Here is a 12,109-nt window from a genome sequence, read left to right as displayed (position 1 = left end):
GAGCCCGTCCCGCCGTGCGTACGGCTGATCTCTCGACGCCGGACGGGTGATCGTCCTTGACGCGGGCACGTCGCGGGAGGACCGTTGGGCTCTATGAGGGGCGAACCCAGTTGCCCGAAGTGTGGTGGCCGGGTGCGAGCGCCCGGCCTCTTCGCCGATGCCTGGCAGTGCGGCGTGCACGGGACCGTGTATCCGCTCCAGCCGGTCGTCCCGCCGAGCGTCGAGGCGCTCGGGGTGGTGGTCCATCGCGCGAAGGTACCGGTGTGGATGCCCTGGCCGCTGCCGGTCGGCTGGCTCTTCTCCGGGGTGGCCTCCGCGGGCGACGACCGCAGCGGCGGGCGGGCGACCGCCGTGGCCTGCTCCGGTCCCGGGCCGCTCGGCGGTCCCGGTGAGCTGCTGCTGATCGCCGAGGAGCTGGGTGTGGGGCTGGGGGCGCGCTACGCGGGCATCCAGGGACCCGATCCAGGCCCCTCGATGTGTGTGGACCAGTCCCCGCACACCAAGGTGCTGGCCGCGGGCCGGCCCACCCCGCTGTGGCATGTGAAGGACGCACCCGGCGACCGGGCGGTCTTCGCGGGCGAGGCGCTCGGGCTGTGGCTCTGGGCGATCGTGTGGCCCGAGCAGTCCGGGCTGATGATGTACGACGAGCTGGTGCTCACCGATCTGCGGGACGCGGGGGCGGAAGTCGACCTGCTGTCGTGCGGTGCGCTCTCTCCCCGGCTGCTCTCCTGAGATTCGCAGGTTCTCCGGCCCGCTATCCTTATTTTCCGAAAGCCTGTGCCGTATACCGCCTATCGCCGTTGGGAGCCGTGCCGTGCGCATCGACCTGCACACCCACTCCACGGCCTCGGACGGTACGGACACCCCCGCCGAGCTGGTGCGCAACGCCGCCGCCGCGGGTCTCGACGTCGTGGCGATCACCGACCACGACACGGTCGGCGGCCATGACGAGGCCGCCAAGGCGCTGTACGACCTCGGGTCGCCGCTGACGCTGGTGACCGGCGCGGAGCTGTCCTGCAAGGTCGACGGCATCAGCATGCACATGCTGGCGTACCTCTTCGACCCCGCCGAGCCCGAGCTGTTCCGGGAGCGCGAGCTCGTACGGGACGACCGGGTGCCGCGCGCGCGGGCCATGGTCGGCAAGCTCCAGGAGCTCGGCGTCCCCGTCACCTGGGAGCAGGTCGCCGCGATCGCCGGTGACGGCTCCGTCGGCCGGCCGCACATCGCGACCGCGCTCGTCGACCTCGGCGTCGTGGACAGCGTCTCCGACGCGTTCACCGACCAGTGGCTGGCCAACGACGGCCGCGCGTACGTCGGGAAGCACGAATTCGACCCCTTCGACGCCGTACGCCTGGTCAAGGCGGCCGGCGGGGTCACCGTCTTCGCGCACCCGGGCGCCCACAAGCGCGGCGAGACCGTTCCGGAGAGCGTCATAGCCGCTCTGGCGGCGGCCGGACTCGACGGCATCGAGGTGGACCACATGGACCACGACGAAGCCACCCGGGCCCGGCTGCGCGGCTTCGCCGCCGAGGCGGGGCTGCTCGCCACCGGCTCCAGCGACTACCACGGCAGCCGCAAGGCCTGTCGGCTCGGGGAGTGCGTCACCGACCCCGAGGTGTACCGGGAGATCGCGCGCAGGGCGACCGGCGCGGTCCCGATCAGCGCCGTCTAGCGCTTCTCCCGCCCCCCGGCGGCCCCGACGCCCGGCGTCCCGCCGCCTCCCCGCCGCTCGTTCCTGCCGTGTGTCCTGATGCCCTGGCCTCAGGCGCCGGCGCCCCGCCCGTTTTGCCGGCCCACCGCGGAAAGCCCCCACTGAAATGCTCGACGTCACCCTCTTCGGGTCGGTCTTTGTCACGCTCTTCGTGATCATGGACCCGCCCGGGATCACCCCGATCTTCCTCGCGCTGACCTCCGGCCGCGCCACCAAGGTGCAGCGCCGGATGGCCTGGCAGGCGGCCTCCGTCGCCTTCGGCGTCATCACCGTCTTCGGCCTCTTCGGCCATCAGATCCTCGACTACCTGCATGTCTCGGTCCCCGCGCTGCGGATCGCCGGTGGTCTGCTGCTGCTGCTCATCGCGCTCGACCTGCTCACCGGCAAGATGGACGAGCCGACCCAGACCAAGGACGTGAACGTCGCGCTGGTGCCGCTGGGGATGCCGCTGCTCGCCGGGCCCGGTGCGATCGTGACCGTGATCCTGGCGGTGCAGAACGCCCACGGCTTCGGCCAGCAGGCGTCGGTGTGGCTGGCGATCGCCGCCATGCACGTCGTGCTGTGGCTGGTCATGCGCTACTCGCTGGCGATCATCCGGCTCATCAAGGAGGGCGGTGTGGTGCTGGTGACCCGGCTGTCCGGGATGCTGCTCTCGGCCATCGCCGTTCAGCAGGTGGCCAACGGCGTGCTGGGGTTCGTGCACGGCGAGGGCTGACCCGGACGGCCCCCGCATCGCCCACCGGACGCAGAAGCGCCCCTGTACGTCGTGCGTACAGGGGCGCCGTCGTCGAATGCTGTCTCAGATCGCCGGTCGGATGTAGATCCGCTGGCCGATGGCCGCGGCCTGTTGGACGATCTTGTTGACGGCGGCGGCGTCCACGACTGTGCTGTCCACAGCGGTGCCGTTCCGGTCGTCGAGTCGCATGATCTCGAAGCGCATGGTGCTTCTCCCTTCGTCGCACTGTCCATGAGTAGTCAACGAACCCCCTCGCTAAAACATTCCCTACGCTAATGAAAACTTTTCCGAGCCTAAGTACTCGCGAGTACGGGACAATGGCGGACCTATGGACAACGACAACGTGCTGGCCGCCATGGCCGCCGGTATCGAGCGCACCAACGAGCTCCTCCAGCGGGTCCTGGCCGAAGTCGCCACCACCCCCGCCACCCACGCCGTGTTCGTGGACGCCGGCTACGTCTACGCCGCCGCGGGCCGCCTCGTCGCGGGCACCGAGGACCGGCAGACCTTCGACCTGGACGCCGAGGGCATCATCGAGGCGTTCATCGACAAGGCGCGCTCGCTCTTCCCGGACAGCCGGCTGCTCCGCGTCTACTGGTACGACGGCGCCCGCCGTCGCATCCACACCCGCGAGCAGGAGCGCATCGCCGAGCTCCCCGACGTCAAGGTCCGGCTCGGCAACCTCAACGCCAGCCGCCAGCAGAAGGGCGTCGACTCCCTCATCCGCACCGACCTCGAATCGCTCGCCCGGCACCGCGCCATCAGCGACGCGGTCCTCATCGGCGGTGACGAGGACCTGGTGTCCGCCGTCGAGGCGGCCCAGGGCTACGGCGCGCGCGTGCACCTGTGGGGCATCGAGGCCACCGAAGGACGCAACCAGGCGGACCCCCTGCTCTGGGAGGTCGACAGCCAGCGCACCTTCGACCTCGAGTTCTGCAAGCCGTATCTGACCCGTCGGCCGGTGCCCGAGTACGGTGACGCGCCGGTGCCCTCGCGCGCGGACGTGCACTTCGTGGGCGCCCGGGTGGCCGGCCAGTGGCTCGCCGTGCGGGGCCGCGACACCCTCGCGGAACTGCTGCCCGGCCGGCCCTATCTGCCGCCGGCCTACGACCAGGAACTGCTCGTCGAAGCCGAGGGATTGCTCGGCATCTCGCTGCGCGCCCACGCCGACCTGCGACGTTCGCTGCGCGACGGCTTCTGGGACCACCTCACCGCCCAGCTCTGACTCCTCACTCGCCCTTCGGGCTCCAGAAATCGATCAGTGCCTCGGCCGTGGCCTCCGGCTGCTCCACGTTCGGTGAGTGCTCGGCGCCCTTGATGACCACCCGCCGCGCGCCCAGCCGCAGCGCCATGTCGTCGAGCCACTCCGGCGGCCACGCGTAGTCGACGTCGCCGGAGAGCACCAGCGTGCGGATCGGTACGGCGGCCAGCTCGGCGACCCGATCGGGCTCCGCGATCAGCTGCCTGCCGGTCGCGATCAGCTGCTCCGGGACGTTGCCCATCCAGCGCCGGTACAGGAACTCCGCGATGGCGGGCGGGACATCCGCCGCGTCGGCGTTCTCCGCGTCCATGTCGCGCATCGCCTGCCAGACCGCCTCCATCCCCATCGCGGGCAGCGCCTCGACGAGCATCCGCGTCCTGGCCTGCTGCTCGGCGTCGATGGCGGCCGGCCCGGAACTCATGATCGTCAGCGACTCCCACGGCGGCACCGCGTCGATCGCCGCCGCCCGCACGATCAGCCCGCCCAGCGAGTGGCCCAGTACGTGCACCGGACCCGGACCGCCCAGCGCCTCGGTCTGCGCGAGGACGTCGGCGGCCAGTTCGGCCTGGGCGTACGCGCTCTCGTCGGCCGGGCCGCCCGTCTCGTGCTGCCCCCTGCCGTCGACCGCGACCACCCGGTAGCCGGCCAGCGCCAGCGGTTCGAGCAGCGCGATGAAGTCCTCTTTGCTCCCGGTGAACCCGGGCACCAGCAGGGCGGTGCCGAGGACCGCCGTTCCGGCGTCCAGCACCGCGAAGTCGCCCCTCGCGGTGGCGAGGCGGTACGCACGGGCCCCTTCGGGCAGCTCCAGTGTCGGCGGTCTGCTCATGCCGTGAGATTACGCGATGCGTGTGTACGACAGGTTGCGGACAGCGACACCACACCGACGAACACCGACGCCCCCGGTGAAGAACCGGGGGCGTCGGCGTTGCTGGTGGTGCTGTTCCGCTGTGCTGTTCCGCGGGTCGGTCAGCCGTCGGCCGGCTCGGCCTTCGCGGGACGGGTACGACGGCGGCGGCGGGCCGGCTTGGCCTCGTCGCCCTCGGCGGCGGGAGCCTCGGCCGGAGCGGCCTCGACCACGGCCGCCGGAGCGCCCTCAGCGGCCGGAGCGGCGGCGCGGGTACGGCGACGGCGGCGCGGGGCCGCCTTCGCCTCGCCCTCGGTGTCCGCCACGTCGACGACCGGGGTCACGGCCGCGGCCGCGTCCACCGCGACGGCGGCGGTCTCACCGGCGACGGTCTCACCGGCACGGGTGCGGGTGCGCTGACGCGGGGTGCGGGTCCGCGGCGGACGCTCCTCGGTGACGGTCGCCACCGCGGCGGCGACGGCGGGCTTGCGCCCACCGGTCTTGCCGCGGCCACCGGTCTCGCCGAGGTCCTCGACGGTCTCCGCGCCGAGGCCGGCACGGGTCCGGTCGGCCCGGGGCAGTATGCCCTTGGTGCCGGCCGGAATGTTGAGCAGCTCGTACAGGTGCGCGGAGGTGGAGTACGTCTCCTCCGGCTCGTCGAACGGCAGGTCCAGCGCCTTGTTGATGAGCTTCCAGCGCGGGATGTCGTCCCAGTCCACCAGCGTGATCGCGATACCGGTCTTGCCGGCGCGGCCGGTGCGGCCGACGCGGTGGAGGTACGTCTTCTCGTCCTCCGGCGACTGGTAGTTGATGACGTGCGTCACACCGTCGACGTCGATACCGCGGGCGGCGACGTCGGTGCAGACCAGCACGTCCACCTTGCCGTTGCGGAACGCGCGCAGCGCCTGCTCGCGGGCGCCCTGGCCCAGGTCGCCGTGGACCGCGCCGGAGGCGAAGCCGCGCTGGGCGAGCTGGTCGGCGATGTCGGCCGCGGTGCGCTTGGTGCGGCAGAAGATCATGGCCAGGCCACGGCCGTCGGCCTGCAGGATGCGGGAGACGAGCTCCGGCTTGTCCATGGAGTGCGCGCGGAAGATGTGCTGCGTGATGTTCGCGACAGTCGCGCCCTCGTCGTCCGGCGAGGTGGCGCGGATGTGCGTGGGCTGCGACATGTACCGGCGGGCCAGGTTGATGACCGCGCCCGGCATGGTGGCCGAGAACAGCATCGTCTGGCGCTTCGGCGGCAGCATCGCCATGATGCGCTCGACGTCGGGCAGGAAGCCCAGGTCGAGCATCTCGTCGGCCTCGTCCAGGACGAGGGCGCGCACCGACTTCAGGTTCAGCTTCTTCTGGCCCGCGAGGTCCAGCAGCCGGCCCGGGGTGCCGACGACGATGTCGATGCCCTTCTTGAGGGCCTCGACCTGCGGCTCGTAGGCGCGGCCGCCGTAGATGGCCAGGACGCGCACATTGCGCACCTTGCCGGCGGTCAGCAGGTCGTTGGTGACCTGCTGGCACAGCTCACGGGTGGGGACGACGATCAGGGCCTGCGGCCCGTCGGGGAGGTCCTCGGCCTTGGCACGGCCGGCCTCGACGTCGGCGGCGACGGTGACGCGCTCCAGCAGCGGCAGGCCGAAGCCCAGCGTCTTGCCGGTGCCGGTCTTGGCCTGGCCGATGATGTCATTGCCCGCCAGGGCGACCGGAAGGGTCATCTCCTGGATCGGGAACGGATTGATGATGCCGACAGCCTCAAGGGCCTCGGCGGTCTCGGAAAGGATTCCGAGGCTGCGGAAAGTCGTGGTGGTCAGGATGCTTGCCTCTTCTGTGAGACGCGGCACTGGGCTGTGAGGGGGGTCGAGCGTCCGCGTCCGGAAAGGAACGCCGGGCGCTGACCGCGCAGGTGTCGTCCAGCCGTGGGTGGCTGAGAAGCGCGGGACCGCTGCCCTCGCACATGCCGCGAGTGGGCCCCTCCTGCTGTCAGGAGGGCGGTCGGTGTAGGAGCCGATCGGGCCACCGACCGGGCATCCAGATACTGCGTACAGTGCACAGGAAATTGCCGAAAATCGGCGGAGTGCATTACCACTCTACCCCGGAATCACGCAGCTGCACCCGATCAAATGTTTCGGCGGGGGCTACGGGGGTGGTCCGGCGGGAGCCGGACTTGGCTATTGTGCGCAGCATGGAGACGCCTGACGAGACGACCGCACCTGCCACCGGAATCGCCGCCCTGGACTGGGCCGGAGCTTCCGCGGACCCCCACTACCGAGCCGCGGTGGTGGATCTGCTGGGTGCGCTGGCCTACGGCGAACTGGCCGCGTTCGAACGCCTCGCGGACGACGCGAAGCTCGCGCCGGAGCTTGAGGACAAAGCTCAGCTGGCCGCCATGGCGGCGGCCGAATTCCACCACTTCGAGCGGCTGCGGGACCGGCTTTCCGAGATCGGTGCCTCGGCGAAGGAGGCGATGGAACCCTTCGGTGCCGCGCTGGACGAGTTCCACCGGCAGACCGCCCCGTCGGACTGGCTGGAGGGTCTGGTCAAGGCCTACGTCGGCGACTCGATCGCCTCGGACTTCTACCGCGAGGTCGCGGCGCGGCTCGACACCGACACCCGCACGCTCGTCCTGGCCGTACTGGACGACACCGGCCACGCCAGCTTCGCCGTCGAGAAGGTCCGCGCCGCCATCGAGGCGGACCCGCGGGTCGGCGGCCGGCTCGCGCTGTGGGCGCGGCGGCTGATGGGTGAGGCGCTGTCACAGGCGCAGCGCGTCGTCGCCGACCGGGACGCGCTGTCGACGATGCTCGTCGGGGGAGTGGCCGGCGGTTTCGACCTGGCCGAGGCCGGCCGGATGTTCACCCGGATCACCGAAGCACACACCAAGCGGATGGCGGCACTCGGGCTGGCCGCCTGACCGTCGCTCAGGCCTGGTCCTCAGGCCCGCCCCGCGACCGAGTGGCGGAGAAAGCGCCGGTCGTCCGCGGGGCGGACGAGCAGGCTGAGCAGCGCCGCCGCGACGAGCGCCGACACCGGAAGCGTGACGGCCGCGTGGCCTGCGCCCAGCACCGTACGGGTGATCAGGCCCCCGACCAGGGCCGCGATCGGGCCGGTGGCGAGGACGAGGACGCGGGACGGGAAGCGTTCGGGCAAGAAGTGCGTGGCGGCGTAGGCGATGCCCAGACCGAGCGCGGCGAATGCGACTGCTTCCCACATGTACGGGGTCCTTCCCGAGGGGGCCGACCGTTGCATAACGGTCCTACCCCTTCGGGGAGCCGGACAAAACGGAGGGCCCGCACCCGATTACGGGTGCGGGCCCTCCGTGTCGTCACATCGACGCGCCGAAGCCGACCTTCCGGCTGGCGGGCTGGCCGATCTCCACGTACGCGAGCTTGGCTGCCGGGATGAGGACCTTGTGGCCGTTCTCGTCCACCAGGCTCAGGAGCGGGGACGTGCCGGAGATGGCGTCCGCGACCGCCTTCTCGACCTCCTCGGCCGACTGCGCGCTCTCGATGCTGATCTCGCGCGGCGCGTGCTGCACGCCGATCTTGACCTCCACGGCTCTGTACCTCCAGGTCTGGCGGTGTGCGCGTCTTCGCGCCGTACGCAGGAAACACTAGCCGGGCTCGGAGGCGTGGAATCCGAAGATGATGAACGCCGGTAGCGAACAGCGACGGGGAATAACCGGCGGTGCCCGTCCGCCGGGGACGTCAGCGGTGGCCGGCGGCCGTCAGTGGTGGCCGTCCGTGCCGTGCAGCGGGAAACCGGCGATACCGCGCCAGGCCAGCGACGTCAGCAGGTTGACGGCGGTGTCGCGGGGGATCTGGCTGTTGCTGGAGAGCCAGTAGCGGGCCACGACCTGGGAGACGCCGCCGAGGCCGACGGCCAGCAGCATCGACTGTTCGCGGGGCAGCCCGGTGTCCTCCGCGATGACCTCGCAGATCGCCTCGGCGCACTCCAGCGAGACCTTGTCGACGCGCTCGCGGACCGCGGGCTCGTTCGTCAGGTCCGATTCGAAGACCAGCCGGAAGGCGCCGCCCTCGTCCTCCACGTACGCGAAATAGGCGTCCATGGTCGCCTCGACGCGCAGTTTGTTGTCGGAGGTGGAGGCCAGTGCGGTACGCACCGCTTGCAGCAGTGACTCGCAGTGCTGGTCGAGCAGTGCCAGATACAGCTCCAGCTTGCCCGGGAAGTGCTGGTAGAGCACCGGCTTGCTGACGCCGGCCCGCTCGGCGATGTCGTCCATCGCGGCGGCGTGGTAGCCCTGGGCGACGAACACTTCCTGGGCCGCGCCCAGGAGTTGTTCGCGGCGGGCCCGGCGGGGCAGGCGGGTGCCGCGCGGGCGTGCCTGAGTGTGCTCGATGGCTGTCACGCCGCCTCCCAATCTGTTGAAGGAACACTGCGGGTGCCATCGTACTTTTCGGTAACGGGGCTGTGCGCGGTGCGAGAGCACATTCTCACTACCTGGAACCTTTCAGCGATAGTCCTCCTCGTCCAGGTTGACGACACGACGTTGTTCCGCGACGTCCACGGGATCGGCGGACGCGACGGGCGAATCGGAGTCCTCCCCGGCCGGGGCGTCGTGCCGCTGCACGACATCGGTGTGCTGCTCGGCGGCATCGGCTTCGGGGGTTTCGATGTCCATCTCGATGGCCGGATCGTCGGCGGCGGCCTCGAATTCATCCTCGGAAATCTGGATTTCGTCGGACACGGTGACTCCCTTCCTCACTGTCGAGCGTAGGAGCGCGGGGTCCCGAGCGCAGCCTGTGAGGGCGAACACACAAGCGCATGCGTGATCGTCTCGTAACATTGCCCCATGTCCTCGACGGAGTCTCCTCAAGCTGCGATCGCTCCCGCAGCCGTCCCCCCACAGGGGCCGCGGCTCGGACCAGGGGAAACGCAGCGAAATGTGAGTCTGCCCGGCCTTTCTCTGGTGGTCCGCGAGCGGACCTCGGAGCGCGACGGACTCGAACCGGCCGTTCTTGTGCACGGACTGGGCGGTTCGTCGCAGAACTGGACACAACTGATGGACCGGCTGGCCGACCGGCTCGACAGCCAGGCACCGGATCTGCCCGGCTTCGGCTTCTCGCCGCCGCCGGACGACGGTGACTACTCGATCGCCGGACACGCGCGGGCGGTGGTCCGGCTGATCGAGTCGGGTGACCGGGGTCCGGTCCACCTGTTCGGGAACTCGATGGGCGGCGCGGTGGCGACGAAGGTCGCGGCGGCCCGTCCCGACCTGGTCAGGACGCTGACACTGGTGTCGCCCGCGCTGCCGGAACTTCCGCCGCAGCGCAGCGCGTGGCCGACGGCGCTCGTCTCGATGCCGGGGATTCCGGCGCTCTATCTGCGGGCGACCAGGGACTGGCCGGCCGAGCGGCGCACCCAGGAACTGCTCACACTGTGTTACGGCGACGCCTCGTCGGTCGGTGACCGGGCGCGGGCGGAGGCGGTCGAGGAGTACGAACGGCGCATCGCGCTCCCGTACTTCTGGGATGCGATGGTCCGTTCGACACGGGGCATCGTCAACGCGTACACCTTGGGTGGACAACACTCTCTGTGGCGGCAGGCGGAGCGGGTGCTCGCCCCGACGCTGCTGGTCTACGGGGGGCGCGACAAGCTGGTCTCCTTCCGGATGGCACGGAAGGCGTCCCAGGCGTTCCGGGACTCCCGGCTGGTGACGCTGCCCGACAGCGGGCACGTCGCGATGATGGAGCACCCTGACGTGGTGGCACGGGCCTTCAGGGACCTGCTCGATCAGACGGACGGTCACTTGGTGAACGATGAGACGGACGCACGCGTAATGAACGACAAGACGAGCGACGCGGCGAGCAGGAGCTGATTCAGGGCGTGGGGAAGCACAGCGCGGGCGGCGGCCGGCAGAGCCGCGACAACGACATATCGAGCACCCTCGGCGGCGGCCGGTCAGGCCAGGGCCGCAGACGCCGGGGTGACGTCGGCGTTCCCGTCTCCGTCCCGTCCCGGACGCCGGCGCCGGGCGCCCGCTACGACGGCGGTTACGTCGTCGGCGACCACCCGGACTCCCGCCCGCACCCCGAGCACCGTGAGCACGCCGCCTGGGGAGCCCAGGACGGCTGGGCGGCGGAGAGCGGCCGCGGCCGGAGCACCGGCTACCGGCCGGACGAGCTCCCCGACCCGTACGACACCGGTCAGTGGCAGACGTTCGACGAGCCCGTCCTGCCCGTCCCGGATCCCTACGACACCGGGCAGTGGCAGACGTTCCAGCGGCCCGTCCACCCCGGCCAGGACCCGTACGACACCGACCAGTGGCAGACGTTCGACGAGCCGGTGCTCCCGCCGCAGTCCTTCGAGGCCCCGCCCGGCCGCCGGATACCCCGGCAGCGTGCCGGGCAGGAGACGGTCCCCGAGCCGGAGCCCGTCCCGGACTCCGACCTACCGGAGGACACGACCGCCGACACCGGCCGGAAGAGCGGCGGCAAGGGCCGTGCGTTCACCGGGATCGCCGCCGCCGCGGTGGTGACGGTGCTCGCCGTGGTCGTCGCCGGGCAGGTCGGCAGCGGTGGCGCGGCGCACAGCGAGGCCGGGGCCTCCGACGGGGCGACCCGCGACGGCAGCGACGCGGCCTCACGGTCGAAGGACCGTCCGACGCCCGGCGTCGCACCGTCCAACGCACCCGCCGTGGCCGTCGCCAGTTACGACCAGCTGATGGCGAAGCAGTACCCGCTCGACGCCAAGCTGGCCCTGAGCGGCCAGTTCCAGACGATGCCGGGACACGACCCGGCGCCCGGCAGGGGGAAGGTGCTGCGCTTCCGGGTGGATGTGGAGAAGGGCCTGCCGCTCGACTCCGCGCTCTTCACCCGGACGGTCTTCACCACCCTGAACGACGACCGGAGTTGGGGGCACGGCGGGATCAAGACGTTCGAGCGGGTGTCATCCGGCCCCGTCGACATCGTCGTCACGCTCGCCAGCCCCGGCACCACCGCCAAGTGGTGTGCGAAATCCGACCTGGACATCACCGTTGACAATGTGTCATGTGACGCCGCGTCGACCGAGCGCACCATGATCAACGCGTTCCGCTGGGCGCAGGGTGCCGAGACGTTCGGCCCCGACCGGATGCACGAGTACCGGCAGATGCTCATCAACCACGAGGTCGGCCACCGGCTCGGGCACGGCCATGTCGGCTGCCCGAAGGCGGGCGAGCTGGCGCCGGTCATGATGCAGCAGACGAAGTTCCTGTCGCTCGACGGCGGCCCCACCTGCAAGCCCAACGCCTGGCCGTTCCCGAAGGCCTGACCAGCGGTTTCGACCGCCTGGTCAGGCATGATCCCGCCGACCGGATTTTGACATCGGCGGGATCGTCGTTCACTCTTCTCCCATGTCGCACCGCCACGCCGCCGAGGACGCCAGCATCAAGCTGGTGCTCATCGGCGTGGCCGAAATCTGCGTAGCCGACATTCTCTGTCGGTGACCCACGGTTCGGTCGCGTAGAGGCTTTCCGCCTCCGCCCCGAGCTGTCCATCCGTGGGCAGACGCACCCCCCTGAGTTCGAGCCATTTCTCCGTCGAGGGGAATCGGCTGCTGCTGCCCGCG

14 protein-coding genes and 1 pseudogene are annotated in these 12,109 nt (G+C 70.8%); 8 read left to right on the top strand and 7 right to left on the bottom strand.

Annotated features, from left to right (window positions below):
- Positions 1–93: 93 nt before the first annotated feature.
- The 3 genes from LNW73_RS10835 to LNW73_RS10825 all read left to right on the top strand — a co-directional run bounded on the left by LNW73_RS10835 (position 94) and on the right by LNW73_RS10825 (position 2,426).
- Positions 94–732: a DUF6758 family protein gene (locus LNW73_RS10835; RefSeq protein ID WP_250977584.1), complete on the top strand. Its 639-nt coding sequence runs from the start codon at positions 94–96 to the stop codon at positions 730–732.
- A gap of 82 nt (positions 733–814) precedes the next feature.
- Positions 815–1,672 (top strand): PHP domain-containing protein, encoded by an 858-nt coding sequence (locus tag LNW73_RS10830; protein ID WP_250989779.1) that lies wholly within the window; start codon positions 815–817, stop codon positions 1,670–1,672.
- Positions 1,673–1,817: 145 nt separating this feature from the next.
- Entirely contained in the window at positions 1,818–2,426 is a 609-nt protein-coding gene (locus tag LNW73_RS10825) for a MarC family protein (protein ID WP_250977586.1), read from the top strand.
- 84 nt (positions 2,427–2,510) lie between these two features.
- On the opposite strand, the gene LNW73_RS10820 is transcribed toward LNW73_RS10825, so the two are convergent.
- On the bottom strand, positions 2,511–2,651 hold the full coding sequence (locus LNW73_RS10820) for a hypothetical protein (protein ID WP_187145002.1): 141 nt from the start codon (positions 2,649–2,651) through the stop codon (positions 2,511–2,513).
- A 124-nt stretch (positions 2,652–2,775) separates the two neighbouring features.
- Here LNW73_RS10820 and LNW73_RS10815 point away from each other — a divergent pair, with 124 nt between their 5' ends.
- Positions 2,776–3,672 (top strand): NYN domain-containing protein, encoded by an 897-nt coding sequence (locus LNW73_RS10815; protein ID WP_250989778.1) that lies wholly within the window; start codon positions 2,776–2,778, stop codon positions 3,670–3,672.
- A 4-nt stretch (positions 3,673–3,676) separates the two neighbouring features.
- Here the strand turns inward: LNW73_RS10815 and LNW73_RS10810 are convergent, their stop codons facing one another.
- Complete coding sequence (locus tag LNW73_RS10810) at positions 3,677–4,534, bottom strand: alpha/beta fold hydrolase (protein ID WP_250989777.1); 858 nt, start codon at positions 4,532–4,534, stop codon at positions 3,677–3,679.
- A gap of 155 nt (positions 4,535–4,689) precedes the next feature.
- A pseudogene (locus LNW73_RS10805) lies at positions 4,690–6,499 on the bottom strand (DEAD/DEAH box helicase); the annotation flags it as partial.
- 217 nt (positions 6,500–6,716) lie between these two features.
- Between LNW73_RS10805 and LNW73_RS10800 the strand changes: the two are divergent.
- Positions 6,717–7,454 carry a ferritin-like fold-containing protein gene (locus LNW73_RS10800; RefSeq protein ID WP_374117421.1) on the top strand — a complete coding sequence of 246 codons (738 nt, stop codon included), beginning with the start codon at positions 6,717–6,719 and terminating at the stop codon, positions 7,452–7,454.
- A gap of 20 nt (positions 7,455–7,474) precedes the next feature.
- Here LNW73_RS10800 and LNW73_RS10795 read toward each other — a convergent pair whose 3' ends face one another.
- The 4 genes from LNW73_RS10795 to LNW73_RS10780 all read right to left on the bottom strand — a co-directional run bounded on the left by LNW73_RS10795 (position 7,475) and on the right by LNW73_RS10780 (position 9,248).
- Positions 7,475–7,753 carry a hypothetical protein gene (locus LNW73_RS10795; protein WP_250977588.1) on the bottom strand — a complete coding sequence of 93 codons (279 nt, stop codon included), beginning with the start codon at positions 7,751–7,753 and terminating at the stop codon, positions 7,475–7,477.
- A 112-nt stretch (positions 7,754–7,865) separates the two neighbouring features.
- Positions 7,866–8,096 (bottom strand): DUF3107 domain-containing protein, encoded by a 231-nt coding sequence (locus LNW73_RS10790; RefSeq protein ID WP_250977589.1) that lies wholly within the window; start codon positions 8,094–8,096, stop codon positions 7,866–7,868.
- Between the two features lie 171 nt (positions 8,097–8,267).
- Positions 8,268–8,909 (bottom strand): TetR/AcrR family transcriptional regulator, encoded by a 642-nt coding sequence (locus tag LNW73_RS10785; protein WP_138350982.1) that lies wholly within the window; start codon positions 8,907–8,909, stop codon positions 8,268–8,270.
- Positions 8,910–9,011: 102 nt separating this feature from the next.
- Positions 9,012–9,248: a hypothetical protein gene (locus tag LNW73_RS10780; protein ID WP_250980495.1), complete on the bottom strand. Its 237-nt coding sequence runs from the start codon at positions 9,246–9,248 to the stop codon at positions 9,012–9,014.
- Positions 9,249–9,353: 105 nt separating this feature from the next.
- On the opposite strand from LNW73_RS10780, the gene LNW73_RS10775 reads away from it, so the two are divergent.
- From LNW73_RS10775 to LNW73_RS36660, 3 genes are all read left to right on the top strand, one after another.
- The gene (locus LNW73_RS10775) at positions 9,354–10,379 is read left to right on the top strand and encodes an alpha/beta fold hydrolase (RefSeq protein ID WP_250989776.1); all 1,026 of its coding nucleotides are present in this window, start codon (positions 9,354–9,356) and stop codon (positions 10,377–10,379) included.
- Between the two features lie 8 nt (positions 10,380–10,387).
- Positions 10,388–11,812 carry a DUF3152 domain-containing protein gene (locus tag LNW73_RS36325; RefSeq protein WP_250989775.1) on the top strand — a complete coding sequence of 475 codons (1,425 nt, stop codon included), beginning with the start codon at positions 10,388–10,390 and terminating at the stop codon, positions 11,810–11,812.
- Positions 11,813–11,894: 82 nt separating this feature from the next.
- Positions 11,895–11,987 carry an Ms4533A family Cys-rich leader peptide gene (locus LNW73_RS36660; protein WP_374117326.1) on the top strand — a complete coding sequence of 31 codons (93 nt, stop codon included), beginning with the start codon at positions 11,895–11,897 and terminating at the stop codon, positions 11,985–11,987.
- The last annotated feature ends 122 nt before the right edge of the window (positions 11,988–12,109 follow it).

This window comes from Streptomyces sp. RKAG337 (assembly GCF_023701715.1).
In the GTDB taxonomy this organism is placed as follows: domain Bacteria; phylum Actinomycetota; class Actinomycetes; order Streptomycetales; family Streptomycetaceae; genus Actinacidiphila.
Note: the sequence above shows the minus strand (reverse complement) of the source record. Positions and strands in the feature narration are given on the sequence as shown.

Excerpts from the sequence above, each read along its gene's own strand:
- LNW73_RS10835 (WP_250977584.1), top strand. The coding sequence starts at position 94 with ATGAGGGGCGAACCCAGTTGCCCGAAGTGTGGTGGCCGGGTGCGAGCG.
- LNW73_RS10825 (WP_250977586.1), top strand. The coding sequence starts at position 1,818 with ATGCTCGACGTCACCCTCTTCGGGTCGGTCTTTGTCACGCTCTTCGTG.
- LNW73_RS10820 (WP_187145002.1), bottom strand. The coding sequence starts at position 2,651 with ATGCGCTTCGAGATCATGCGACTCGACGACCGGAACGGCACCGCTGTG.
- LNW73_RS10815 (WP_250989778.1), top strand. The coding sequence starts at position 2,776 with ATGGACAACGACAACGTGCTGGCCGCCATGGCCGCCGGTATCGAGCGC.
- LNW73_RS10810 (WP_250989777.1), bottom strand. The coding sequence starts at position 4,534 with ATGAGCAGACCGCCGACACTGGAGCTGCCCGAAGGGGCCCGTGCGTAC.
- LNW73_RS10795 (WP_250977588.1), bottom strand. The coding sequence starts at position 7,753 with ATGTGGGAAGCAGTCGCATTCGCCGCGCTCGGTCTGGGCATCGCCTAC.
- LNW73_RS10775 (WP_250989776.1), top strand. The coding sequence starts at position 9,354 with ATGTCCTCGACGGAGTCTCCTCAAGCTGCGATCGCTCCCGCAGCCGTC.
- LNW73_RS36660 (WP_374117326.1), top strand. The coding sequence starts at position 11,895 with ATGTCGCACCGCCACGCCGCCGAGGACGCCAGCATCAAGCTGGTGCTC.